Raw genomic sequence first — 25,878 nt, 5'->3', positions numbered from 1 at the left:
CACGGCAAATGAAAGAGTGTACACTTAGCATATAATAACGCGAGAGAGAAATTGGTACCTGAGTCAATGGCAAAGCTTCTTACATTATTCACATTGTTGCCAAAAGCACATCAAATCACACTGTCTTTATTAGTGATGTTGACCGCGATTATTCTGATGTTTCCATCGGAAGACGCGCAAGCCTCTAAACAAACCGGTTTAGTTGATAAGTCCAACGCTCAAAAGACCATCGAAACCAACACACGTTATGCCGTGCCATTGGCTTTTAGAACGCCTTTAGCCCCAGGCGCTGATACCATCACTGAAGTGCCCGCTGACAATATTTCTGATGACTCGACTCAATCGCTTCAAACTGGCTCAGATGACAACAGCCAGGCCACTGCTGACGATGAAGCATTCGCCAAACATTTAGCCTTGTTACAAACTCGCCCTAACGGTGTAGATGGCGTGATTAGCGAACTTGACGAACAAATTGCTCAACAAAAAGCACGGCTAAAACAGCAAGCAGGCAACGATGATTATACGGTTGAGTATTATGAAGTCGTAAAAGGCGACACCTTAGGTGGGCTTTTTAGTCGCGCAGGGTTAAGCGCTAAAGATGTGTATGACATCACCCAACTGCCTTTAGCGAAAAAGAACTTACTTAAAATTATGCCAGGCGAAGAAATTGCCATCAGCAAAAATGATTTAGGTGAGTTAAAAGAGCTGAGCTACCGCATGGACAAGGTATCAACCTTGGTGATTAGCCATACTAACGATAACTATAAAGAAGTGGTTAATACCAAAAAAGTTGAAAGCCGCACCTCATTTATTACCGCCACCATTAAAAGCAATTTTTGGAATGCTGCGGCAGACGCAGGCTTGTCGGGGAATCATATTATGGAACTGGCCAATATTTTTGGCTGGGACGTCGACTTTGCCCTAGATATACGCAAAGGCGATAATTTTTCATTACTGTTTGATCAAGAGTACGCCGACGGCCAGTTTTTACGTAACGGCAAGATTTTAGCCGCCGAGTTTATTAACCAGGGTGAGCGCTATACTGCAGTACGTTATACCGATGGCGAATATTACTCTGAAAACGGTGACAGTATGCGTAAGGCTTTTTTACGCTCACCGGTTGATTTTAAATACGTTAGCTCTAACTTTAATCCACGCCGTTTACACCCTGTAACCGGTCAAGTTAAAGCCCACCGAGGCGTAGATTATGTTGCCGCTATCGGCACGCCAATTAAAGCTGCCGGTAAAGGGAGAGTGATAGAATCAAGTTACAATCAATATAATGGTAACTATGTATTCATTAAACACAATGATACCTACACCACTAAATATTTGCATTTAACTAAGCGTAAAGTAAAACGTGGCGACAGCGTAAAACAAGGCCAAATTATTGGTACCTTAGGCAAAACAGGCCGCGTTACCGGTGCTCATTTACATTATGAATTTATCGTTAATGGGGTTCATCGCAACCCTCGCACCATAGACCTGCCTAAATCAATGCCAATTAATCGTAATGAAAAAGGCAAATTTACGTCTTTAAGCAAGCAGTTAATGGCGCAATTAAAATCAAATCAACAGCAGCAATTGGCAAGCAATTAACGCTTGCTAGTTTGCAACATCAAACAGAGAGCATTTCATGTCTAAGCCAGAATATTTTATCGGCCTGATGTCGGGCACCAGTATGGACGGTGTCGATGCCGTGTTAGTTGATTTTACAGCTGAGCAACCTAAATTAATTGCCGGCCATACCGAAGCAATTCCGAGCCATTTGTTAAAAGGTTTACAGCGATTATGTCAAGCAGCAACCGATGATGAAATAAATCGATTAGGCCGCCTTGACCGCAGTGTCGGTAAATTATTTGCCCAAGCCGTGAATCATTTACTCGCAAAAACCAATATCACCGCAGAGCAAATCATCGCTATAGGATCGCATGGACAAACTGTGCGCCACATGCCTAATTTAGAAATCGGCTTTACCCTGCAAATTGGTGACCCCAATACCATTGCAGTTGAAACCAACATCGATGTCATTGCCGACTTTAGACGTAAAGATGTTGCACTCGGTGGCCAAGGCGCGCCATTAGTACCAGCGTTTCATCAGCAAGTATTTGCCAAGCCGGGACAGACCCGAGTGATTTTAAACATTGGCGGTATTGCTAATATTACGTATTTACCGGGCAACTGTGATGATGTGCTTGGCTTTGATACCGGCTCAGGCAATACCTTAATTGATTATTTTATTAATCAAAGCCTCGGGCAACCATTTGACGAAGACGGCGCATGGGCTGCATCAGGTAAAACCAATCCAGCGTTTCTTGAACAGTTGTTGTCCCATTCTTACTTTGCCTTAGCCGCCCCTAAAAGTACTGGCAGAGAGCTGTTTAACCAGGCATGGCTTGAACAACAACTCGCCGACTATAGCCACCTAGACCAGGAAGACATTCAGTCGACGTTACTCGACCTAACCTGCCATAGCATTGCCAACGACATTAATAAATTGTCGGACACTGGTGAGTTGTTTATTTGCGGTGGTGGTGCACTAAATAGCGAATTAGTCCGTCGTTTGACACCATTAGTTGCGGGTTACAAGGTCGATACCACAGGAAGCCTGGGTGTTGATGCTAAATGGGTAGAAGGCATCGCCTTCGCTTGGTTGGCAATGCGTCATCATCATGACCTGCCAGCTAACTTACCCGCAGTGACGGGTGCATCGCGCCAAGCTGTATTAGGTGGACGTTTTAAAGCAAGATAACTTTTTCAACGCGAGTCGCAATGTTATGATGACCGCAAATTTGCGCAGCTCTTTGGGTTGGCAAAACCTTTACTAAATAATGAGAGTCAATATGAGCAACAAAGCCAAAAGTGTATCAGAACTAATGAATCTAACTCCTGAAGGTCGTTACGATTACATGGTTGAGCAAATTAAAGCCGAGAAAACTATTTGGACCCTGCAAGATCAAGATGGCTGCGTCATGTTGACCACCGAAGATGAAGATTGCATTCCGATGTGGCCATCAGAAGAGACCGCTGCGCTATGGGCTGTTGATGAATGGAAAGAGTGCGAGCCATTGGCCATTCCGTTATCTGAATTTCAAGAGCGCTGGGTTAGCGGCATGGAAGATGACGACTTGTTTATTGCGGTGTTCCCTGTACAAGAAGATTTAGGCGTCGTTGTACCGCCTTACGAAGTGAATGAGCGCTTAACGCCAAAGTCACAAGCTAAACATTAATCTGTACCCTATGAGTACACAATAATGACCCAAGAAAAACCTCAACCAGACAATGCACCAGATGCCATAAAACCTCAATTGCCTAAGCGGTTAATTGCGTTAATGCTGGTTTATGTCATTGCCTCTGTGATGGGCTTAATGTTAGCTCAGTCGATATCTGAACTCAGTGCAATGCTTTGTATATTAACGCTAATGTTAGTGCTAGGTATTGTGGGTAGACAAAAAGCGGCGCTTTATTTATTACGAACTTATAGCCTGCTGCAATTGGTGCTATACAGCTTGATGCCAATCATTATGTATGACCCAGAAAACCTAGATAGCGGCTCTACCACTATGGACTTTGGTTTGTTTCAAAGTGTGGTTCCCGAGTGGCTTATCTATAGTGTTTTTATCGCTTTGGGTATGCTGCAAGTGTGGATAAGCTTTAATGGCAAGGTAAAAGCCTGGTTTAAGCCGCGAGTTAATTTCAATATTATTGCCAGTTAATACGCACAAAAAAGCCGTCGCTAGACGGCTTTTTTATTGGCTCGTTATAAAAATATTACACCGAGAAACTTGCGCCACAACCACAGGTTGTTGTTGCATTAGGGTTTTTTACAAAAAAGCGAGACCCTTCAAGACCCGAAGTATAATCTACTTCTCCACCCACTAGATATTGAAGACTCATAGGATCAACGACAAGCTGTACACCTTGTTTTTCAATAGTGAAGTCACCTTCGTTGACTTTTTCATCGAACGTAAAGCCATACTGAAACCCAGAGCAACCACCGCCGGTAACATATACTCGCAGTTTTAATTCAGGATTCTGCTCTTCTTCTAACAGCCCTTTTACCTTAGTCGCTGCAGCATCGGTAAATTGGATCGGCATTGCTGCATCAGTTTGTTCAGTCATTACTACCTCTTACTTCGGTTTCTACTGAGAATTATCCTTTACCTGACTATTTTGTTCAAGTATTACCCGCAGTTCTTTTTCACCCAGCAATAGTTCAGGTACATTATACACTTGTTCAATCTCGCCGCCCTTCACTCCACGACTGGCTTTCACCTTCACCTTAACGGCGATTCGTTGCAAGTTAAAGCCGTCAGGCAGAACAATATCATTGTCCATGATTTGAAAATAATTAAATTCAAAGTCTAACTTTTTATTAAGTAATTTATCTAACGACAACTCTTTAGTTTGGCCATTTTGTCGCCCAATTAACATTACTTCAGCTTGCACTTTTACTTTTGCTTTGCGTTTTTGTAACTGGGTTAACACGATACGCAATGTAAACTGCTCAGCGGTAATGCCTTGTGTTAATTCAACAGCATTAATCGCCACACCTTCAACGTCGGCATCGGTCACCATAACACTGCGATAAAATGCCAACTCTTTTTCCAATGCTTTTTGGTCTGCAAGTTGGCGACTAAACATATCTTGCATTTCTTTATTGGCATTTTCAGCGATACTTAACGCCAAATTACGGCTGGCCAACACCTGTGCTTGTTCATCAAGTTGTTGCAATAATTTTCGTTTACCACTGGCACTATTGGTGGTGGTTTCTGGCGCAAACGATAACCATAAATTATAACTTAACGCACCTAATAAAAAAGACACTAACATTAAGCTAATTAAGTATTTGCTCGACGTCCGGTTTTTGTGTTGTAAAACTTGCAGTCTGTCTAACCAACGGTGATAATTTAACATTAGGTAACAACCCTTTAAAATACAAATGCCAATGAGCCTAGAGCCAAACAGTGCAATTTAAAATAAATAAAGTCGCTATTATTCACGCCAAAAGAGCTGCGCGCAAATATCTGCATAACGAATTTAGAGATAAATTATCTCAAGCCAAAATTAGTGTGCAACTTTGTGCGCTGGCGCTGCTGTTTGCAATTATTGCCTCATTGGTGATTATTTTATTCCGACTGATTTTATTATGGGCCGAACAATATCTGCTTTCTGACACGAATACCATTAGTTCTACTTTATCAGATTGGCGAAGTTATCTGCCTTTGATGGGTGCGGCACTGATTTGGCTATTGTCGTTAATCGGTTCGAAACGTTATCGTCGTATGGGTATCGCCTATGTGCTACACCGATTTAAACTCCATTACGGTAAAGTGCCTCTGCAGTCGGCTCCGGGGCAATTCTCACAAGCATTAATCGCCTTAATGACTAACTTTTCGGTCGGCAAAGAAGGCCCCGCCATTCATCTAGGGGCCGTTAGCGCCAGCGTAATGGCGGAAAAATTCAGCCTACCGGACAACAGCGTGCGTATTATGTGCGCCAGCGGGATTGCCGCAGGGATTGCCGCCATCTTTAATGCGCCACTTGCTGCAGTACTCTTCGTGTTTGAAGTGATCGTTCGCGAATATAAAATCCATTACTTCTTCCCCATTATGTTGTCGGCCATTTGTGGCGCGGTGTCGAGCCAATTAGCGTTTGGTAATATTCACGAATATGAACTGATTAATGTTATCCGTATCCCGCTCGACCATTACCCTATTTTGCTTATTGGCGGTGTCGTACTGGGTTGCGTGGCCGCATTATTTAATTTTTCGCTGTTAAATGTCACCGCTAAAGGGCAAAACTGGCCTTTAATTTACCGCTTATTGATTGCAGCAGTGATTACTACTTCGATTGGTCTCGTGATGCCGCAAGCTTTAGGCTCGGGAGACTTTGCGATTCACGAAGCCATTAGCGAGCACCCAAGCTTGTTGTTTTTAATCGGATTATTACTCGCAAAAATGCTTGCGACGGTAGCCGCCATTGGGTTTGGTATACCGGGTGGGATCATTGACCCACTATACGGAATTGGGAACTTAGTAGGCGCTATTTTAGCCATCATCAGCAGTTTGCTGTTTCCATCAATTGCGCCATACATTGGTTTGTATACGGTTATCGGTATGACCGCCATGATGGGGGTATGTTTAAGTGCACCTTTAGCTGCACTCGTTGCCCTACTGGAATTAACCAATGATGCCGCCATTATTTTACCGGCAATGTTTGTGACCATTCCGGCCTATTTGATTGCATACCAGGGCTTTAACACCAACTCTATCTTCTTAAAGCAATTAGATATTATGGGATTAGGCTATAAAGTTGCCCCATTAAACCAGGGCTTACAAAATAAAGGTGTTAGGGTGTTAATGGACCGGCGCTTTGTGATTGTAAACGATGACGATGAACTGCTGCTTGAAGTACTAAAGCGGGCTGAGGGGCGTCCAGTGTTAGTGCGTAATAGTGAAGGCCAAATAGAAATGTTACGACTCGAGATGCAATCGTTTGAAGACTCGACCACCTTGTCACGACACCCAATGCCTGGACTACCAGACAGCGCCACATTAAACGAAGCCTATGAAGCACTGGTCGCTAAACGCTCAGGTGAAGTGTATATTTATCGATTAAGTCCCAATAGCCCGAACCATCAAAAAGTCGTTGGGGTGATAAGCTGGACTAACTTATTGCAAGAGATCCGCTCAGGCCAAATTTAATCATTTTATTGATGAGCGACCAATAATACCATTTCCATTAATTATGTGACCAATCAGAGTCGCTCAGACTGTTCAGTTTGAGGCGCATTGTTGAAATAATGGTTATCCCTTCTAAGGCAATGTAACAAAGAAATGGACTGTCTGAGCGCCTCCTGCAAGGCGGGTTTCTGTACCTTCTATGCTGCTTAATAGTATTTTGACGTACGACTGCATGGACGCAGGAGGTAGAGCAACGCAGGAGCAGTTGCCGAGAGCAACTATGCCTACAATCCTATTACTTGCCTAGAAGGTACAGAATTCCCGCTGAATGACCAGATAATTAGTGGAATTGGTATAACTTACCCTTTGATATGGAGACATAACTCTCACTAGGTTGTTCTATTTCAAAGCAAGTGAATCTTGTCGGGCATATTTATCTGCTGTTTATTTTCTGCTACAATTTTGCCTCAGCCATATAGTAATAAAACCACAAAATACCCTATAAAAATATCGGTGAAATAGCATGCTGTTCTGGTGAATATTTTACCCTACACTTTGGAAATCAGGCTGATGATGCAGTTCGAAGGTTCACATATCCTCTCCGTAAACCAGTTAGATCTGGATTCAATTAACACTATTTTTAATGTTGCCACTAAAATGACCCCTTACGCTTTGCGTGAAAAACGCACCAATGTGTTAGATGGCGCGATTTTAGGCAACCTGTTTTTTGAGCCTAGCACCCGTACACGCGTTAGTTTTGGCTGTGCCTTTAATTTGCTTGGTGGCCATGTACGTGAAACCACAGGAATGGCGTCGTCGTCATTATCAAAAGGTGAGTCTTTATACGACACTGCCCGAGTGCTATCGACCTACTCAGACGTTATCGCCATGCGTCATCCAGATGCCTACTCAGTAAAAGAGTTTGCTGAAGGTAGCCGTGTACCTGTGATTAACGGTGGCGACGGCTCTAATGAGCACCCCACTCAAGCATTACTTGATTTATTTACCATTAAGAAAGAACTTAGCCACGCAGGCATGGGCATCGATGGTATGCACATCGCGATGGTAGGTGATTTAAAATATGGCCGCACAGTGCATTCTTTATCGCGCTTACTTTGCATGCATAAAGACATTCAGTTCACATTGATTTCACCCAGTGAGCTAGCAATGCCTGACTATGTGATCGCCGACATTGAAAATGCTGGGCATAAGATCACAATAACAGAACAACTTGAAGGTAATTTGCATCAGGCAGATATATTGTACCTAACCCGCATTCAAGAAGAGCGTTTTCCGTCACAAGAAGAAGCCAACAAGTATCGCGGCAAGTTTCGCTTAAATCACAATATTTACACGCAGCATTGCAAATCAAATACAGTGATTATGCACCCGTTACCACGAGACTCGCGCGCCCAAGCAAACGAGCTCGACAATGATTTAAACAGCCATCCAAGTTTGGCTATTTTTAGACAAGCCGACAACGGCTTACTTATCCGTATGGCACTTTTTGCATTAACACTTGGAGTTGAAAACCAACTCGAAAAGTATGAGTGCCCAGTAAACTGGTATTCACGTAAAGCCGATAGATAATTGGCATACAAAATTAAGGATTAGACATGACCCGCTCCGAAGTCTTATTTGAACAGGCTAAACAAACCATTCCAGGTGGCGTTAACTCACCTGTTCGTGCCTTTAATGGTGTTGGTGGTTCACCGTTATTTATCGAAAAAGCCGATGGCGCTTATATTTTCGATGCCGACGGTAAAAAATATATCGACTATGTTGGTTCATGGGGATCGATGATTTTAGGCCATAACCACCCTAAAATTCGTCAAGCGGTTTTAGATGCCGTTGAAAATGGTTTGTCATTTGGTGCACCGACAGAGCTTGAAGTCAAAATGGCTGAAAAAGTGATTTCAATGGTGCCATCAATGGAACAGGTTCGTATGGTGAGTTCAGGTACTGAAGCCACCATGAGTGCCATCCGTTTAGCTCGTGGCTTTACTAACCGCGACAACATTTTAAAGTTTGAAGGCTGCTACCACGGCCATGCAGACTGCTTATTAGTCAAAGCCGGTTCTGGTGCACTCACTCTTGGCCAGCCAAGCTCGCCTGGTATTCCAGAAGACTTTGCTAAGCACACGTTAACAGCAACCTATAACGACCTTGATTCTGTGCGTGCTATTTTCGAGCAGCACCCAGATGATATCGCGTGTATCATCCTCGAGCCCGTTGCCGGCAACATGAACTGCATTCCACCTGTAGAAGGCTTTTTACAAGGTTTACGTGCTATTTGTGATGAATTTGGTGCGTTATTGATTATCGATGAAGTCATGACCGGTTTCCGTGTATCAATGAGCGGTGCACAAGGGCATTACGGCGTTACACCTGACTTAACCACTCTAGGTAAAGTGATTGGCGGCGGCATGCCAGTGGGCGCATTTGGTGGCCGTAAAGAAGTGATGCAATTTATTGCACCTACAGTACCAGTTTATCAAGCTGGTACCCTATCAGGTAACCCAATTGCAATGACTGCAGGTCTTGCGCAAATGGATGCGTTATGTGAACCAGGTCTATACGAAGCGCTCGCAGCCAAAACCAAACGCGTTGCAGAAGGCTTTAAAGCTGCAGCAGACAAACACGGTATTCCATTAAGCATCACTTGTGTGGGTGGTATGTTTGGTTTCTTCTTTACTGAAGATAAAGCACCAATGACTTCATTTACTCAAGTGACCAAGTGCAACATGGAGCATTTCCGTCACTTCTACCATGCAATGTTAGATGAAGGCGTGTACTTAGCTCCAAGCGCATATGAAGCCGGCTTCTTATCAATGGCCTATGGCGATGAAGAAATTGACTACACTCTAGCTGCTGTTGACCGTGTTTTTGCTGCGATGAAGTAAGCGCTCAACCCATTAGAAAAAAAGGATAATCAACTTAGTTGGTTATCCTTTTTTCATTCTATAAACCCACTCACCTTCTACTTCCCGTCTTGGTGTTCAAACCTTGCTCAACTTTGGTCTATTTTGGCACAAAAACTGTGATCTGAGTTGCGGAACGTCCATTTATGTGATGTGATCGCGCCGCAAATAGAAAACTTAATTGAACCTTAAAATGAGGTTGGGTTAAGTGAGCATAAATTCTCGGTAATAATGTTAGGGCTTTTGAAACAAGCTTGAACGATCAACAGCGCCTAATGACCTACAACACAAAGTTGGAATTGCAGTCATGCTACATACTTTTCTTATCTCGCTTGCGGTGCTCGCGCTGCTCAGTATCGTGCTCGAAGAAGTTACTCATATTAACAAAGCAAAAACCACTTTATTCCTTGGCTGTATCGCCTGGATAACTTTGTTTATTGCCTCTGGCAGTCCAGAAAACAGTAAACTGGTTGGCGAAGAACTCAATGAAAACTTATTAGAAATTGCCACATTATGGCTATTTTTAATGTCGACCATGACCTTTGTCGCTTATTTAAACGCTAAAGGCATGATCCAGGTTTTAGTGCAAAAAATATTTCCGCAGCAAGTCTCTGTACGCATGTTAATGCTGCAAGTTGGTTTGTTCGCTTTAGTGTTATCAACATTTTGTGACAACGTCACCGCAACCTTGGTGTCTTTGGTACTGCTAACCACCTTTAACCTAGACAATCAAATGCGTCGCCGCATGGCGGTATTGATTATTTTTGCGGTTAACTCAGGTGGTGTTGCCTTGATTACTGGCGATGTCACCACATTAATGATTTTCTTAGCTGGTAAAGTACATATCTCTGAGCTACTGGTATTGTTCATTCCTGCTGGGATAAGTGTTGGCTTGTTAGCAGTGTTGTTCTCACTGAAAGCTGAGGCCATGTGAGCACCACGCCAATCGAACAAAGATACAATACGGTTGATATCGTGATAGGGATAATCTTCTTTGCCACAATTATTTTAACCATGGCACTTAACGTACTGTTTGGGGTTCCACCTGTGCTGACGTTCTTATTTGGTTTGTCGGTCATGTTCTTAGTTGGCCGCACAGACAAGAGTAAAACCGAAGATCTACAGGTATTAGAATATATTCGCCAAGTTGAATTCGACACCTTACTATTCTTCTTAGGGATTTTACTACTGGTGGGTATGCTTAAAGAAATTGGTACGCTTAACTTATTAACCGACGTATACGGTATGTATAACCCAAGTATTTCTAACTTCTTCACCGGTGTTGGCTCATCATTACTAGATAACGTACCACTCACGGCTGCGTTATTAAAAGCAGACCCAGTGTTAACCACAGTGCAATGGTTAGGCTTAACTTACGCTGTGGGTGTGGGTGGATCGTTGTTAATTATCGGTTCAGCATCAGGCATTATTGCCATGAGCAAAGTAGAAGAACTGACCTTTGTGAGTTATTTAAAATACGTACCTGCGTTGTTGTTATGCTACAGCTTGGGCTATGTATTAACCTTGTTTTTAGCTAACCATATTCACGGTTAAATCTCACCTCTAATACTCACTAACAACAAAGGCGCATTATGCGCCTTTGTTGTTTTTAGCCAACGTGATACCGATTAGATAGCTGGCACCCTAAATTGTTCACCATTAATATCCAAAATAATATCTCTTGGGCGGATCTCAATGATCGTCAGCTTATTCTTAATCATGTCACCTTGCTGAAACTCTGCACCATCTACATTTAGCCAACGGTTCGTTGGATCTGTGGCATAAACATGTGCGTTAACATTAAACTCTGGCACCTGTAATTGCACACTTGCGGGTAAATCGCCATATTTAGGGATTTGGCGGTTACTCGGCGTAGGGATCGGATCAAGCTTAGCCTCTGTCATCCGTTGATTAACGGATTCCTCAAACTCGACGTCTTTAAGTGCGGTTTCAAACGCGGCCAATAAATTGTTTTGCTCATCAATCGACGGCGCTTTCACTGACGCAAAATCGACTTCTTGAGCGGCAGCGTTCACTTGCATACGCAACGCTTCAAGTTCAGCGAGTCCACGACGGTTAGCATTAGCCCCTAAAACTATCGGCTCTTGTTGTGATGGTTCTGCATAAGATTGCGTTTGCTGGCGAGAACTAGTTTGTGCAGGCGTTGATTGTTGCTGCGAATATTGCTGCGAGTTTACTGGAGCTGCATTAGTCTGTGAAACATTTGCAGAGCCAGAGTCTCGGTAATTGCTTGCCGGCACAGACATCGCCGTTTGATTAAAAGGCTTTGCTAGCGGCAGCGCAACTTTACCCGCTAAGCGAACATCATCAGATACCGGAGCCATTGCTGTTTCAACCTTCGATACTGACGGGTTAACGACTGCCGGTTTTGGCAAACTTTGAGCTGGAGCTACTGGCTCAATAGACTGCGTTGAAGGCGGCACAAGCAGCAAACTCATCCCCCAAGCAGCACCCACTCCAACTAACACTGCAGTTGCCAGTAAACCGTACTTTTTTAGCGAGGTAGGTTTATTCGGCGGCGATGAATACTGTGGAGGGGTCGACATTAAATCGGCCACATTGCCTTGCTGTTGTTTATTGCGATTAACGGCATCCAATAAAATCGACATTAACGACGTTCCTCAGAAGCGCTTAATCTAGAGCCTTGTTGGCTCAAATATAAATTAAGTTGTATTAGGGTTTGATTACCGGCAATGCCATCTGGTTTTAAACCATGCTGACGCTGAAACTGCATAAGTTGTTGCTCTAACTCACTGTCAAATTGAGTGAGCAAACGAGCGCGACGTTGGCTCACAATGGCTAAACTATTTTCTAACCACTGCAGTTCTGCCACACTGGATGCCTGGCCGATTTCACGGGGTAAAATACTGTCTGGCTGCCATAAAATCTCAAAAGTGCCGCTAAAGTGACGATCAAACCAATCTTTATTTACCCAAAATTGTTGCTCACCTAACTGCAGTAATATCTGATCAACTTGACGCTCGACAATCACCCCATAAAACACATTAGCTTGTGCATCTTGCAAATAAACCACGGCAGGATAATTGAGGCGCATAATACTGTTCCAATTACCTTGTTGTTGGTAACAGGCTAGGTTTTGTTGTTGTGCAGCCTGACAAGCAGATAAACCAATGATGGGCTGCTTATCCCATAAACCAAACAACCCAGCAAAAGCATTATCGATACTGTTACTTTGCAGCATTGCCTGACGTAATATTTGCTGTTCTGCATTAACAGCAGGTGTTGATTGCGCAGGTGCTTGTGGTTGTTGCACCTGTATAAGCGGTTTATTTGCAGTAATTGTAGTGATGGGTTCATCTACGGGTTGCTGAGCTTGAGCTTGAGCTTGAGGCAATGCAGTTGTAGCACTGAGGTTTTCGTCAATCGCTGTGCGATTAAACAAATAAAATGATAAGCCAAATGCCAGTACCAACGCCGCAGCGGCCACAAACGGCCAGCGCTTTTCATTAGACTCATCGATGTCACCCAACACTTCAATCGCGGCTTGGTTAACCATCTTATGATCAATTGGCACTTTGCCTTGGCCATAACCGGCCATTAACGCACGCTCACATAATAAGTTAGTTAACCGAGGAATACCGCCAGAGTGCTTGTGCAATGCCGCTATTGCTTTACGGGTAAATAAAGGTTCATGACGTCCAGCCACCTGTAACCGGTGCAACACATATAAAGCAATTTCTTCTCTATTTAACGGCAATAAATGATATCGAGCAGTGATACGCTGAGCTAACTGGCGTAAATCTTGGCGCTTCAATAATTGCTGCAATTCAGGCTGACCAATTAAAATAACCTGTAATAGCTTTTTGGTGTTGGTTTCTAGATTTGTTAATAAGCGCAGCTGCTCTAACACTTCCGAGCGCAAATGCTGTGCTTCATCAATAATCAGCACCGTATTACGGCCATTTTTATGATTATTGAGTAAATACATGCTGATGAGATCTGTCAGCTGTTTTAAGGTTGGATTTTCACCATAACTAATTTCGAGCTCATCACATAATGTGGCTAATAGCTCTAGCTCGGTTAAAGAAGGATTAAGAATAAAAGCAGTATCGGTATTATCAGGTATTTGCTGCAATAAACAGCGTGAAACGGTGGTTTTACCCGTCCCAACTTCTCCCGTTAATAACACAAAACCGCCGGTTTCTCCTAACCCATAAGTTAGATGGGCTAGCGCCTCACGATGGCGGTCGCTTAAGAACATATAATGAGGGTTAGGCGCAATTGAAAACGGATTATCATTTAATCCATAGAAGGCTTTATACATTCGACCAAAAATCCTTATTTGAAACTGACGGCTCACGTTAATGCTTGTATCACAGCTTGTCAAAAGTTAGCCGTAAAAATCTAACTCTGGTAATATTTATGCTACTTATTATTACACGTTGTGGTACGCCATGAAGATTTATTTAGTAGGCGGGGCCGTGCGCGATTCCCTTCTTAATCAACCTGTGGTCGACAAAGATTACGTGGTTGTGGGTAGCAGTGTTGAACAAATGCTAGCGCTTGGTTATCAGCAAGTTGGCAAAGACTTCCCGGTTTTCTTACACCCCAAAACACAACAAGAATACGCCCTAGCCAGAACGGAGCGAAAAACCGGTAATGGTTACCAGGGATTTAGTTGTGACGCCAACCAGCAAGTCACCCTTGAACAAGACTTACTACGTCGTGATTTAACCATTAATGCCATCGCGCAAGACGAGCAAGGCAACCTGTACGACCCTTACCATGGTGTTGACGATATCAAGGCTAAGGTGTTGCGTCATGTGTCTAATGCGTTTACAGAAGATCCTTTACGGGTATTACGTGTTGCACGCTTTGCTGCACGTTTTCATCATTTAGGCTTTAGTATCGCACCAGAAACATTACAGTTGATGCGTGAGATTGCCAATAATGGCGAACTTGAGCACCTCACCCCTGAACGCGTATGGCAAGAATGCGATAAAGCATTAGCGAGCCAAAGCCCACAAATTTTTTTGAAATATTAAGAGAATGCCAAGCGTTAGAAGTATTATTTCCGGAGGTCGATGCCTTATTTGGTGTGCCACAACCTGAAAAATGGCACCCAGAAATAGATAGCGGCGTACATACCTTAATGGTGCTGGAACAAACCAGTAAATTGAGCGCAAACAAAGCAGTCCGTTTTGCAGCATTAGTGCACGACTTAGGTAAAGCACTCACCCCTAAACAAGATTGGCCAAAACATCATGGCCATGGACAAAAAGGCTTAGCCGCAATCAAAAAACTATGCCAACGAATACGAGTCCCTAATGAATACCGTGATTTAGCGTTATTAGTGAGCGACCAGCACCAAAATATTCATAATGCGTTTGAACTTAGAGCTGAGACCATAATCAAACTGTTCGATAAGGCTGACTTTTGGCGTAAACCTCAGCGGCTAACCGACTTATTATTATGTTGTCATGGCGACATAAGAGGCCGTACAGGGTTTGAAGAAGCAGAGTATCCACAGGCTGAGTATTTACAGCATTGCTTGCAACTGGCAAACCAGGTTGATGTGCAATCGATTATCGCTGAAGGGCACCAAGGCGCGGCAATAAAAAGCCAATTACAACTAAAACGCACAGAACGTGTTAATGAGTATAAATTACAATTGCTTAAAAAATAACATTCGTGTTACAACTATCTTTACTACTTTGATAGTAAAAAAGCGAAAAAATGCAATTTTTAGCGGTGAATAAGCAATAAATCACTAAGATTTATATAAAATCGATAAAAAAGAGTAGTTTTAAGTCAGTAGACTTGCAATTTTCATTTATTTCGTTATTTTAGATTAATAATCTTATATTTGCCTATAGCAAATAAAAAAACTGTGACATAATTACGCCGTTGCAAAGGCAGACGCCGTTGCACTATTTAACAACCTATATATTAAGGGATTTACCCATGAACAAAAAAGTACTGATGATTGCTGGTGTTGCGATGACTGCTTTATTAGGTGGTTGTGCTAACACTACTGCTTTAGAAGAAAGCGTAGCAAACCTAGGAAACAAAGTTGATCAACTATCAGCAGAAGTTGGTTCTTTAAAGTCTGAGCAAAGCAAGCTATCTGCTGATGTTAAAGGCGCTAAAGCTGCTTCTATGGACGCACAAGCCGAAGCTAAACGTGCTAACGACCGTTTAGACAACATGGCTTCTTCTTACAAAAAGTAAGAATTGCTATTAAAAATTAGCTTATATTAATAGGTTGATTATTAGGGCTTGATTGTTGATAAACTACTTAGGTAGCCTTCAACGTCAAGCCTTAATTATTTTTGATTATCTATTTTTGATTATCTCGGATACGCGGCATCAAACGAAAAACATCAACAACTTCCCCTCAGCAACCTTTTTTCATTTTTATTACAACGCCTAAGCTTATTAAGTTGTTAACCTTGACCTCTAACAGCAAAGCGCCTTAGCTTTTAGCTTTTAGCTTTTAGCTTTTAGCTTTTAGCTTTTTTAACAGTAATAATGTGCCAATCAAACTCTAACGCTTCTATATTATTCGATTTAATCTGATGCTTTAATTCATCATTAGCGCGCCAGCCAAAAACAGACATGTCTAATAGCGTTAACGCTTGCTCACCACTCACAGCCTGGGTAAAACTCACTTGCTGTTGGTCTTCAATAACCAGGTCATTAGGTAAGTTCAGTTGTAGCGGCTTTTCGACAAGCTCGGGATACACTTGTTGTTTAATTTGCCACAAATGACGTACACCCGGTTGCAGTATCACAATGTGGCCATCATCTTTTAATACCCTAATACACTCCTTACCTTTTAGCGGTGAGTCGAGTACGGTAATTAAATCGATAGATTGACTCGCAAAAGGCAATTTTTTAAGTCCGGCTAAAATGAGTTTTGCGGGAGTTTGTGCTTTAGCTGCAGCAAAAATAGCGTTTTCAGCATCAGTAATCCCAAAAAATTGACAATCATTTTGTGCACTGTCTAATGCTGGCACCAGCTGGCGTAAATAATAGCCGTCTGCACATTGGTAATCGAGATAGTGAAAATCAGCCTGCTGAGCCAAATTAACCCGCTGTAATAACAGTGTTTGCAACGCTTCAATAAGCGGAGAAAAAAGCCCTGACTCGAGTAAAAAATGGCGGCCACGCATTTGCTGACGAGATAACACTTGAGGCTTAGTTTTACTGTTACTCAATAATGGCCAATAGCCTTGCGCATGTTTATCAAAGTGGTGTTTATTGTCACAATAAAAACCTTGCGATGCTTGATGTTGTTTGAGGGGTGCAGCGCACACTGGACATAATAGCGGTAGTGTCATTGTTGACCTTTACTCGAAAATTCGATTATCTAAAATAAAAACAAAAAACGGGTCTTATACCCGTTTTATAAAATCTTACAACAGCCTAAAAATGGCCTAAAGGTAAAGCATCCCCAGTAATATCCCCCCTAATAATAGGCGATAAATCACAAATGGGGTCATGCCAATCTGGCTAATAAACTTTAAGAAGTAATGAATACATAAATAAGCCGACACAAACGATACCACAACACCTAATCCAAGCGCTTGATAGTCTATTGCCGCAGGGCTTTGAACTAAATCTTTAGTCACCAATAACGCAGCACCAAAGCTCACTGGTATCGACATTAAAAACGAAAATCGTGCAGCAGCTTCGCGGGTTAAACCTAGCATAAGTGCGGCGGTCATCGTGGCACCAGAGCGCGATGTACCAGGTATAAGCGCCATTGCTTGAGCAACACCAATCAATAATGCTTTTTTCCAGCCCATTTGAAACTCGGTTAATTGCGCTTTTGACATTCTGTCGGCAAACCATAACAACAAACCAAACACTATGGTGGTGGTTGCGATTACGAGTGTGTTTCTAAAATGAGTTTCAATAAAGTCTTTAGCCGTAAAACCGACAATCACTGCAGGGATTGTCGCTAAAATAATCCACCAAGCCAGCTTACTTCCTTGGCTAGAGTTGCCGGTAAGGCTCATAAACCAGGCTTTAGCTAAGGCAACAATATCGTGACGAAAGTAAATCACTACCGCGAGATAAAGAGCCAGTATTCACCGCGACATCAAACGATAAACCTTGATCTGCCCAACCTAAAAGTTGCGACGGTAAAATTAAATGTGCCGAGCTAGAAATCGGTAAAAACTCGGTTAAACCTTGAATTAATGCCAGCAGAATAACTTGAAGCGTTTCCATATTTTTTCCTTGTGAAGATTCACTTTTTAAAGGGTTGATAACTTGATATTGGGTTGTAACTCAGCTGGGAACTCAAACGCTATCGGCCATAAGCTTTGACATTGTTTGTCATAAGCTTGCCAAAGTGCATGATAACTTTTTTGTGCTACCGGATGGTTCAAGTTAGGGGCAACTTCAGCAAGAGGCCATAGTACAAAGGCATTAAATAAAATTTCGCCACGAGGCAGTTCAACCGGCTCGTCACAAACCGTGTCGTCATACAAAAGTAAGTCGATGTCTAGACTACGCGGGCTAAACTTTTTCTCACCTCTAATTCGCCCGTTAGCCTGTTCAATAAGCTTAAACGTTGCAACAACCTCAGCAATGCTGAGTTCGGTTTCAGCCACTGCCACCATATTTAAAAAGTTGGTGCCTTTAAAGCCAACCGACTCGCTTTCAAATACCCGCGACAACTCCAAAGTAGCCAAAATATTGCTGTAAATCTAATAAGCCAGCTTTAAGGTGCTGCTCAGGCGAGATGTTCGTCCCTAAGCTGATGTAAATACGTGCCATTGGCTAACCTAAATTGCTAATACGATAAAAAGAAACACTATTAAATACGGCCACGTTCAATCTCAACACCCACAGATGCGGCATGCGGCACTGCACCGGGTTTCATCACGACAACTTTGACCCAGGGCACATTAAATTCATCTTGCAGGCATTCGGCAATCATTTCTGCTACGGTTTCAATCAATTCAATTGGTTTCTCAGTGATCAGAGCCGTTAAACGATTTGATACGGTTTCATAGCACAACGCATGTTCATAATTATCACTGGCAGCCGCTAGACGGTTATCCCACGCCATATCTAAATCAATTAATAACGTTTGATGAAGTTTTTTCCCAGTCATAAATACCTATCACGGTTTCTATGGCTAACTGACGTATAAGCACTTTATCCATGTAACTACCCACCTTGAACGACTTAAAAAGACCCTAAGATCATCCTAATCAAACTTTATTACCGATTATATGCCTAATAATACACATTTAACCTTTTTCCTAATGAATTAAAGCAGTAGGATAGCGCTATTGTGCAATTAACATCTTTTAACTGATGCGAATTTGCCATAAGACAGCACGATGCATTGCTGTCATGCAAATCAATGCGCGATGATACCCTAAGAAGACTAAGGAAACCAATTTGAACACCGTTATTGTCACAATATTGATGATCATTGCCGCTTATTTAGCGGGTTCGATCTCAAGTGCCGTATTGGTCTGTAAAATTAGAGGTTTACCTGATCCAAGAACCAGCGGTTCTGGCAACCCTGGAGCCACGAACGTATTGCGGATCGGTGGCGTCAGTTCAGCAGGGTTAGTGCTGTTTTTTGACATGCTAAAAGGCGCGCTACCCTCATATCTTGGTTATAAAATTGGTCTGGATGCGGCGTCACTCGGTTTTATTGCAGTATGTGCTTGTCTTGGACACATATTCCCACTGTTTTTTGGCTTTAAAGGTGGTAAAGGTGTTGCGACAGCCTTTGGCGCAATGGCTACCCATTGGTGGCGACTTAGCACTGTGCCTTATTTTAACCTGGGTGGTGTTTGTGTTAATCACTCGCTATTCCTCTGTTGCGGCAATGGCTGCGGCAACGTTGGCACCTTTTTATACCTGGTGGCTCGACGATAGATTTATTTTGCCAGTAGCAATGCTTTCCACCCTGATTCTCATTCGCCATAAAGACAATATTGGTCGTCTACGTATAGGTGAAGAAACGAAAGTCTCCCGAAAAAAATCCATAAAAAAACCTAACTCCACAACTAAGAGTTAGGTTTTCATTTCGCTAAGCTAAAACTAATACCATATATGGTATTAATCAACCGCAGGCAAACTATCTAATGGCCAGCGAGGTTGACCTTTAACCGCTAAATCTTCAATTTGTCCTGCGCGTAAACGTTGCAAACCTGCAAACGCAATCATTGCACCATTGTCGGTACAAAACTCACCACGCGGGTAGTGCACTTGCCCACCTAAATTCGTCATCATCTCAGCAAGTGATTCGCGTAAACGCGTGTTCGCGCTTACGCCGCCGGCAATGACTAACCGCTTATAGCCAGTTTGCTTTAATGCACGCTTGCACTTAATCGCTAAGGTATCGACTACCGCCTCTTCAAAAGCACGGGCAATATTGGCACGGGTTTGATGATCGTCAGGTTCGGCAGCAATGGTATTGGCGGTAAAGGTTTTTAAGCCAGAAAAGCTAAAATCTAAACCCGGTCGGTCTGTCATCGGCCGAGGAAACTTATAGCCTGCGGGTAAGCCTTCTTGAGCCAATTTAGCCAAGCGTGGCCACCAGGGTAATCAAGGCCATTAACTTAGCGGTTTTATCAAACGCTTCACCGGCAGCATCATCAACCGACTCACCCAATACCTGATAACGGCCAATGCCTTCAACTTGCACCAACATAGAATGGCCGCCAGACACTAACAGTGCGATAAACGGAAACTCTGGCGCATCATCTTCTAGCATAGGCGCCAATAGATGACCTTCCATATGGTGAACACCCACCGCAGGTTTATTCCAGGCATAAGCTAATGAGCGGCCAACACAGGCTCCAACCAACAGAGCACCAATAAGACCTGGGCCTTGGTATAAGCAACACCGTCGATGTCGTCTAAGCTTGAGTTAGCCTCGCTTAAAGCCTGCTTTATTAATGGCACAATTTTACGAACATGATCACGAGATGCAAGCTCAGGCACTACACCGCCGTAATCGGCGTGCAATTTAACTTGGCTGTATAGTACATGCGACATTAAGCCTAACTTATCGTCATACACCGCAATCCCAGTCTCATCACAAGATGTTTCTATACCTATAACCCGCATAATCTCTCGTCTTCATTAAAAATAAGGCCGCTAATTCTACCCGTGTCAGCCTAAATACTCCAACATTTCAGCATTAAAGCCGATAAATATCAGAAAATGAAAGTGTTACCTCATTATCAAAGAGAAACTCAATCAGGGGTTTACAAATGGTTGCTGGTCGGTGTAAAATTCCGCACCATTTTAAATAGCCTTTGGATTGAGTTGAGGCCTTACTGTTTACTCGCTGTCATTTGTTATTAACTGATGTCAGACAACATTAAACCGTAGACTTAGCCAACCAACATAACTACACCTAAGGGGTGATGGCGTATGCCAATTATTAAAGTACGTGAAAACGAACCATTCGACGTAGCTCTTCGTCGTTTCAAGCGCTCTTGTGAAAAAGCTGGTATTTTAGCTGACGTGCGTGCTCGTGAATTCTACGAGAAGCCAACTACTGCTCGTAAGCGTGCAAAAGCTGCTGCAGTTAAGCGTTTAGCTAAAAAGCTTTCTCGCGAAAACGCACGTCGCGTACGTTTATACTAATCTCATTATGAACTTAACCGATCAGCTAAAAGACCAAATGAAAGAAGCCATGCGCGCTAAAGAAAAAGTGCGCTTGGGGACTATTCGTATGGCACTTGCCGCCATCAAGCAGATTGAAGTGGATACCCGCGAATCTCTAACGGATGAACAAGCAATAGCTGTATTAACCAAAATGGTCAAACAACGTCGCGATTCGATTGCTCAATATGAAGCAGCCGGTCGTCCGGAGTTAGCCGCAGCTGAGGCTGAAGAGATTCAAGTTATTGAAGCTTTTTTACCTCAACAATTAACTGAAGAAGAAGTCGCAACGATTATCGATGCCACTATTGCTGAAGTTGGTGCTGCATCCATGGCGGATATGGGTAAAGTAATGGGAGCATTAAAATCGAAAGTTCAAGGTCGTGCAGATTTAGGTGCTATTGGCACTATGATACGCGCTAAATTGAAATAATCGCTTTTTAATGTTGAATAAGCCGTGCACTTGCACGGCTTGTTTGTTTAAATCAGTTGATAAAGTAAATTCGAGAACAATAGCAATCAATGGCGATACCTCGTGATTTTATCAATGAGCTAATAGCTCGCATAGACATAGTCGATCTAATTGATCGCAAAGTCCCTTTGAAAAAAGCCGGTAAAAACCACTCGGCTTGTTGTCCTTTTCATAGCGAAAAATCACCTTCTTTCACCGTCAGCAGAGATAAACAGTTTTACCATTGTTTTGGCTGCGGCGCCCACGGCAATGCCATTGACTTTGTCATGGAATACGATCGCCTCGAATTTGTTGATGCCATTGAAGAACTTGCAGGTCAACTCGGAATAGCCGTTCCGCGAGAGCAAGGTACAGGCAAAAGACCAGACCAAGGCTTAAGCCGCGATTTATACCAATTGATGGAAGAAGCCAATCTCTTCTACCAAAGCCAGCTAAGACAACACCAAGATAAACAAAAAGTAATTGATTACCTCGAGTTTAGAGGCTTATCAAACGACGTTGTTGAACAATTTGGTATCGGATTTGCCCCCGATGGCTGGGACGGTTTACTCGGACGTTACCGCCAAAATCAAGCAGCACAAGATAAATTACTGACAGCAGGCATGCTTATTGCCAACGATAACGGTAAACGCTATGACCGTTTTCGTGACAGATTAATGTTCCCAATTCGTGATCGCAGAGGTCGCGTTGTTGGATTTGGTGGACGAGTTTTGGGTGACGGTACCCCAAAATACTTGAATTCTCCAGAAACGCCCATATTTCATAAGGGTAATGAGCTTTACGGTTTATATGAGCTCAAACAAAAACACCGCGATCCACAGCACGTTTTAATTGTTGAAGGCTATATGGATGTAGTCGCCCTGGCGCAATTTGGGGTAGATTATGCGGTAGCCTCACTTGGCACGGCCACCACTGCTGAACAATTTCAGTTATTAGTGCGTAGTGCCAAGCAAGTGATTTGTTGTTATGACGGCGACAGAGCTGGTCGAGAAGCCGCATGGCGAGCACTAGAAACCGCCCTGCCATTGCTCAAACCTGGTGACCAGGTCAAGTTTATGTTTTTACCTCAAGGTGAAGACCCTGACACTATGGTCAGAAAAATTGGCAAAGATGCTTTTGAAGCATTAATGCAACAAGCTATGTTACTGCCAGCGTTTCTATTTGAGACATTAAGTAACAACCATGGCGCCGACAAAGGGGCATTAGCCAAGCAAGCCATTGGCCTAATTGAAAAGGTACAAGATACCGTCCTACAAAATTTGTTGCTAGAAAACCTAGCACACAAATTAGGCATGAACAGTAGCGAAGATTTAAAGAAAAAATTAGGTTTTGCGGTTAATAAAGCGCAACCTCTTAATGCAAAAGGCTTACAAGGCCGTGGCACACCATTAAGGTTAGCCATTGCGCTACTTATTCAACATCCTCATTTAGGATTTGGACTAAAAGAGCAAGCTGCATTAAAACGACTAAAAATGCCCGGAGTAGATTTACTTGGGCACTTGTTAGAAATAACTCGTGAACAATCGTTAAACAGCGCACAACTACTTGAACTGCATAGAGAGCATGAACAAAAAAGCACTCTAATAAAGCTAGCCCAATGGGACCATCAAGTGGCGGATGAAAACGTATTGCTAGAGTTTAAACAAACCCTGATTTGGTTATACAATCAATCAATTGAACAGCTTTATCAGGAACTAAGCCTTAAGCAGACTTTGACAAAAGTTGAAAAGCTTCAACTTACAAAGCTAATTGCAATAATAAAAGGCAAGGCAACATAGTACTCATTGATTGTTTCACAATCTGCGTACAAAACGCTGCCATGGACTAGCTAAGATTAGTCCACACAGTTATAATTGACGATTTGCGCGCCACTTTAGCTCGGCTAAATGGCCTATCGTTTTATCAGTTACCCAAACTTGGATGATATCTATGGATCACACTCCGCAGTCGCAACTCAAACTGTTGCTCGCTAAAGGTAAAGAGCAAGGTTACTTAACCTATGCTGAAGTGAACGACCACTTACCAGCAGACATGGTCGATTCTGATCAGATTGAAGATATTATCCAGATGATAAATGACATGGGTATCCGCGTTTTTGAAGAAGCGCCAGATGCCGATGACATGATGATGTCGGAAGACAACACAGACGAAGATGCTGCAGAAGAAGCTGCAGCAGCACTCGCAACCGTAGAAAGTGAGTTAGGCCGTACCACTGACCCTGTGCGTATGTACATGCGTGAAATGGGTACAGTTGAGCTACTTACTCGCGAAGGCGAAATTGTTATTGCTAAGCGTATTGAAGAAGGTATTAACACAGTACAAAGTTCTGTGAGTGAATACCCTCAAGCAATTGCAATGATCTTAGAGCAATTCGACCAGTATGAAGCTGAAGAATTACGCTTGTCTGATATTATCTCTGGATTTATCAATCCTGACGAAGACGATGTTGCACCAACAGCAACAAACATCGGCTCTGAACTCTCTGAAGATGATCGTGATGACGACGATGATGATGACGATGATGATGACGATGACGAAGAAGAGGAAGAAGGCAACAAAGGTCCGGATCCTGAAGAAGCTAAAGAGAAGTTTACTCAATTAAGAGAAGCTTACGAAAAAAGCTTAGGCATTATTGCTGAAAAAGGCCGTGACCACCCTGAAGCCATCGGTTCGTTGTTTGTTATTGGTGAGCTATTCAAAGAGTTCCGTCTAGTACCTAAGCAGTTTGACCGCTTAGTGAAAAGCATGCGCAACATGATGGATCGCGTACGAGTTCAAGAACGTCTAGTGATCAAGCTATGTGTTGAACAAGCTAAAATGCCGAAGAAAAACTTCATTAAAGCATTTACCGGTAACGAAACTAACCTAACTTGGTTTGAAACCGAAAAAGCCAGCAGCAAGCCTTACGCTGAAGGTCTTCGTATGATCGAAGATGACGTAGCACGTTGCGTTGGCAAGCTTGGAGCCATTGAAGAAGAAACCGATTTAACCATCGCAGGCATTAAAGACATTAACCGTCGTATGTCAATTGGTGAAGCCAAAGCACGTCGTGCTAAGAAAGAAATGGTTGAAGCAAACTTACGTCTGGTAATTTCTATTGCTAAAAAGTACACCAACCGTGGTTTACAGTTCTTGGACTTAATCCAGGAAGGTAACATTGGTTTGATGAAAGCAGTAGATAAGTTTGAATATCGTCGTGGTTATAAGTTCTCAACTTATGCAACCTGGTGGATCCGTCAGGCGATTACTCGCTCGATTGCTGACCAGGCACGTACAATCCGTATTCCGGTACACATGATCGAAACGATCAACAAGCTGAACCGTATCTCACGTCAAATGCTTCAAGAAATGGGCCGCGAGCCGTCTCCTGAAGAATTGGCAGAACGTATGATGATGCCTGAAGATAAGATCCGTAAAGTACTTAAAATCGCTAAAGAGCCAATCTCAATGGAAACCCCAATCGGTGACGATGAAGATTCGCATTTAGGTGATTTTATCGAGGACACAACCCTCGAGCTACCATTAGATTCAGCCACAAGCGAAAGTCTAAAGAACGCCACTCACGAAGTACTCGCCGGCTTAACTGCCCGTGAAGCAAAAGTACTGCGTATGCGTTTCGGTATCGACATGAACACCGACCACACTCTAGAAGAAGTGGGTAAACAATTTGACGTAACACGTGAGCGTATTCGTCAGATTGAAGCTAAAGCGTTACGTAAGTTACGCCACCCTTCTCGCTCAGAGATTTTGAAGTCTTTCCTAGACGAATAAATCATCATCATAGTCTGCAAAGACAACATCAAAAAACCCAGCTAAATTGCTGGGTTTTTTATTGCGTGTAATACCAATTCCACTAATTATCTGGTCATTCAGCGGTAATTCTGTGCCTTCTAGGCAAGTAATAGGATTGTAGGCATAGTTGCTCTCGGCAACTGCTCCTGCGTTGCTCTACCTCCTGCGTCCATGCAGTCGTCGGCAACTGCTCCTGCGTTGCTCTACCTCCTGCATCCATGCAGTCGTACGTAAAAATACTATTAAGCAGCATAGAAGGCACAGAAACCCGCCTTGCAGGAGGCGCTCAGACTGTCCATTTCTTTGTTGCATTGCCTTAGAAGGGAATAACCATTCTTTCAACAATGCGCCTCAAACTGAACAGTCTGAGCGA

The 25,878-nt window shown here is 43.0% G+C and carries 17 protein-coding genes and 7 pseudogenes; 15 read left to right on the top strand and 9 right to left on the bottom strand.

Annotated elements, in window-relative coordinates; genetic code table 11:
• Nucleotides 1-66 precede the first annotated feature (66 nt).
• The 4 genes from N4T56_RS02710 (at nucleotide 67) to N4T56_RS02695 (ending at nucleotide 3,716) form a co-directional block, all read left to right on the top strand.
• The gene (locus tag N4T56_RS02710; RefSeq protein WP_261732132.1) at nucleotides 67-1,599 is read left to right on the top strand and encodes a peptidoglycan DD-metalloendopeptidase family protein; all 1,533 of its coding nucleotides are present in this window, start codon (nucleotides 67-69) and stop codon (nucleotides 1,597-1,599) included.
• 37 nt (nucleotides 1,600-1,636) lie between these two features.
• Nucleotides 1,637-2,752, top strand: coding sequence for an anhydro-N-acetylmuramic acid kinase (locus tag N4T56_RS02705; protein WP_261732131.1), 1,116 nt, complete (start codon nucleotides 1,637-1,639; stop codon nucleotides 2,750-2,752).
• 91 nt (nucleotides 2,753-2,843) lie between these two features.
• Nucleotides 2,844-3,230 (top strand): DUF2750 domain-containing protein, encoded by a 387-nt coding sequence (locus N4T56_RS02700; protein ID WP_188916871.1) that lies wholly within the window; start codon nucleotides 2,844-2,846, stop codon nucleotides 3,228-3,230.
• Nucleotides 3,231-3,254: 24 nt separating this feature from the next.
• On the top strand, nucleotides 3,255-3,716 hold the full coding sequence (locus tag N4T56_RS02695) for a hypothetical protein (protein WP_261732130.1): 462 nt from the start codon (nucleotides 3,255-3,257) through the stop codon (nucleotides 3,714-3,716).
• Between the two features lie 55 nt (nucleotides 3,717-3,771).
• On the opposite strand, the gene erpA is transcribed toward N4T56_RS02695, so the two are convergent.
• Both erpA and N4T56_RS02685 read right to left on the bottom strand, forming a co-directional pair.
• Nucleotides 3,772-4,122 (bottom strand): iron-sulfur cluster insertion protein ErpA, encoded by a 351-nt coding sequence (gene erpA, locus N4T56_RS02690; RefSeq protein ID WP_055024237.1) that lies wholly within the window; start codon nucleotides 4,120-4,122, stop codon nucleotides 3,772-3,774.
• A gap of 21 nt (nucleotides 4,123-4,143) precedes the next feature.
• Nucleotides 4,144-4,917, bottom strand: coding sequence for a DUF6776 family protein (locus N4T56_RS02685; protein ID WP_261732129.1), 774 nt, complete (start codon nucleotides 4,915-4,917; stop codon nucleotides 4,144-4,146).
• A gap of 50 nt (nucleotides 4,918-4,967) precedes the next feature.
• Between N4T56_RS02685 and N4T56_RS02680 the strand changes: the two genes are divergently transcribed.
• The 4 genes and pseudogenes from N4T56_RS02680 (at nucleotide 4,968) to nhaD (ending at nucleotide 11,161) form a co-directional block, all read left to right on the top strand.
• Nucleotides 4,968-6,707, top strand: coding sequence for a chloride channel protein (locus N4T56_RS02680; protein ID WP_261732128.1), 1,740 nt, complete (start codon nucleotides 4,968-4,970; stop codon nucleotides 6,705-6,707).
• Between the two features lie 549 nt (nucleotides 6,708-7,256).
• Nucleotides 7,257-8,276, top strand: a complete 1,020-nt coding sequence (locus N4T56_RS02675) for an aspartate carbamoyltransferase (protein WP_261732127.1) — start codon at nucleotides 7,257-7,259, stop codon at nucleotides 8,274-8,276.
• Between the two features lie 26 nt (nucleotides 8,277-8,302).
• Nucleotides 8,303-9,589 (top strand): glutamate-1-semialdehyde 2,1-aminomutase, encoded by a 1,287-nt coding sequence (gene hemL, locus N4T56_RS02670; RefSeq protein ID WP_261732126.1) that lies wholly within the window; start codon nucleotides 8,303-8,305, stop codon nucleotides 9,587-9,589.
• Nucleotides 9,590-9,914: 325 nt separating this feature from the next.
• Nucleotides 9,915-11,161 (top strand): annotated as a pseudogene (gene nhaD, locus N4T56_RS02665) (sodium:proton antiporter NhaD).
• A gap of 74 nt (nucleotides 11,162-11,235) precedes the next feature.
• Here the strand turns inward: nhaD and N4T56_RS02660 are convergent.
• Together N4T56_RS02660 and N4T56_RS02655 are read right to left on the bottom strand one after the other, a co-directional pair.
• Entirely contained in the window at nucleotides 11,236-12,237 is a 1,002-nt protein-coding gene (locus tag N4T56_RS02660) for a general secretion pathway protein GspB (protein WP_261732125.1), read from the bottom strand.
• Nucleotides 12,237-13,913, bottom strand: coding sequence for an ExeA family protein (locus N4T56_RS02655; protein ID WP_261732124.1), 1,677 nt, complete (start codon nucleotides 13,911-13,913; stop codon nucleotides 12,237-12,239). The genes N4T56_RS02660 and N4T56_RS02655 overlap by 1 nt, the downstream gene beginning before the upstream one ends.
• 130 nt (nucleotides 13,914-14,043) lie before the next feature.
• On the opposite strand from N4T56_RS02655, the pseudogene N4T56_RS02650 reads away from it, so the two are divergent.
• Nucleotides 14,044-15,275: pseudogene (locus N4T56_RS02650) on the top strand (multifunctional CCA addition/repair protein).
• 278 nt (nucleotides 15,276-15,553) lie between these two features.
• Complete coding sequence (locus tag N4T56_RS02645; RefSeq protein ID WP_124017059.1) at nucleotides 15,554-15,820, top strand: Lpp/OprI family alanine-zipper lipoprotein; 267 nt, start codon at nucleotides 15,554-15,556, stop codon at nucleotides 15,818-15,820.
• A 272-nt stretch (nucleotides 15,821-16,092) separates the two neighbouring features.
• Here the strand turns inward: N4T56_RS02645 and N4T56_RS02640 are convergent, their stop codons facing one another.
• From N4T56_RS02640 to folB, 4 genes and pseudogenes are all read right to left on the bottom strand, one after another.
• Nucleotides 16,093-16,932 carry a putative RNA methyltransferase gene (locus tag N4T56_RS02640; protein ID WP_261732123.1) on the bottom strand — a complete coding sequence of 280 codons (840 nt, stop codon included), beginning with the start codon at nucleotides 16,930-16,932 and terminating at the stop codon, nucleotides 16,093-16,095.
• A gap of 96 nt (nucleotides 16,933-17,028) precedes the next feature.
• Nucleotides 17,029-17,827, bottom strand: a pseudogene (locus N4T56_RS02635) (undecaprenyl-diphosphate phosphatase).
• A gap of 26 nt (nucleotides 17,828-17,853) precedes the next feature.
• Nucleotides 17,854-18,379, bottom strand: a pseudogene (gene folK / locus N4T56_RS02630) (2-amino-4-hydroxy-6-hydroxymethyldihydropteridine diphosphokinase).
• Between the two features lie 40 nt (nucleotides 18,380-18,419).
• Nucleotides 18,420-18,771, bottom strand: a pseudogene (gene folB, locus N4T56_RS02625) (dihydroneopterin aldolase).
• A gap of 268 nt (nucleotides 18,772-19,039) precedes the next feature.
• Between folB and plsY the strand changes: the two are divergent.
• Nucleotides 19,040-19,643, top strand: a pseudogene (gene plsY, locus N4T56_RS02620) (glycerol-3-phosphate 1-O-acyltransferase PlsY).
• Nucleotides 19,644-19,684: 41 nt separating this feature from the next.
• On the opposite strand, the pseudogene tsaD reads toward plsY, so the two are convergent.
• Nucleotides 19,685-20,698 (bottom strand): annotated as a pseudogene (gene tsaD, locus N4T56_RS02615) (tRNA (adenosine(37)-N6)-threonylcarbamoyltransferase complex transferase subunit TsaD).
• Between the two features lie 309 nt (nucleotides 20,699-21,007).
• Here tsaD and rpsU point away from each other — a divergent pair.
• The 4 genes from rpsU (at nucleotide 21,008) to rpoD (ending at nucleotide 25,484) form a co-directional block, all read left to right on the top strand.
• A complete protein-coding gene (gene rpsU, locus N4T56_RS02610) occupies nucleotides 21,008-21,223 on the top strand; it encodes a 30S ribosomal protein S21 (protein ID WP_006080725.1) in 216 nt (71 codons plus the stop codon).
• Between the two features lie 7 nt (nucleotides 21,224-21,230).
• Nucleotides 21,231-21,674 (top strand): GatB/YqeY domain-containing protein, encoded by a 444-nt coding sequence (locus N4T56_RS02605; protein WP_188916897.1) that lies wholly within the window; start codon nucleotides 21,231-21,233, stop codon nucleotides 21,672-21,674.
• Between the two features lie 89 nt (nucleotides 21,675-21,763).
• A complete protein-coding gene (gene dnaG, locus N4T56_RS02600) occupies nucleotides 21,764-23,491 on the top strand; it encodes a DNA primase (RefSeq protein ID WP_261732122.1) in 1,728 nt (575 codons plus the stop codon).
• 151 nt (nucleotides 23,492-23,642) lie between these two features.
• Nucleotides 23,643-25,484: an RNA polymerase sigma factor RpoD gene (gene rpoD, locus N4T56_RS02595; RefSeq protein WP_229786295.1), complete on the top strand. Its 1,842-nt coding sequence runs from the start codon at nucleotides 23,643-23,645 to the stop codon at nucleotides 25,482-25,484.
• Nucleotides 25,485-25,878 lie beyond the last annotated feature (394 nt).

The sequence above is a fragment of the Shewanella phaeophyticola genome, assembly GCF_025398315.1.
Taxonomy (GTDB): domain Bacteria; phylum Pseudomonadota; class Gammaproteobacteria; order Enterobacterales; family Shewanellaceae; genus Shewanella; species Shewanella phaeophyticola.
The sequence above is the reverse complement of the archived record's forward strand: the minus strand, read 5'-3'. Positions and strand labels throughout refer to the sequence as shown.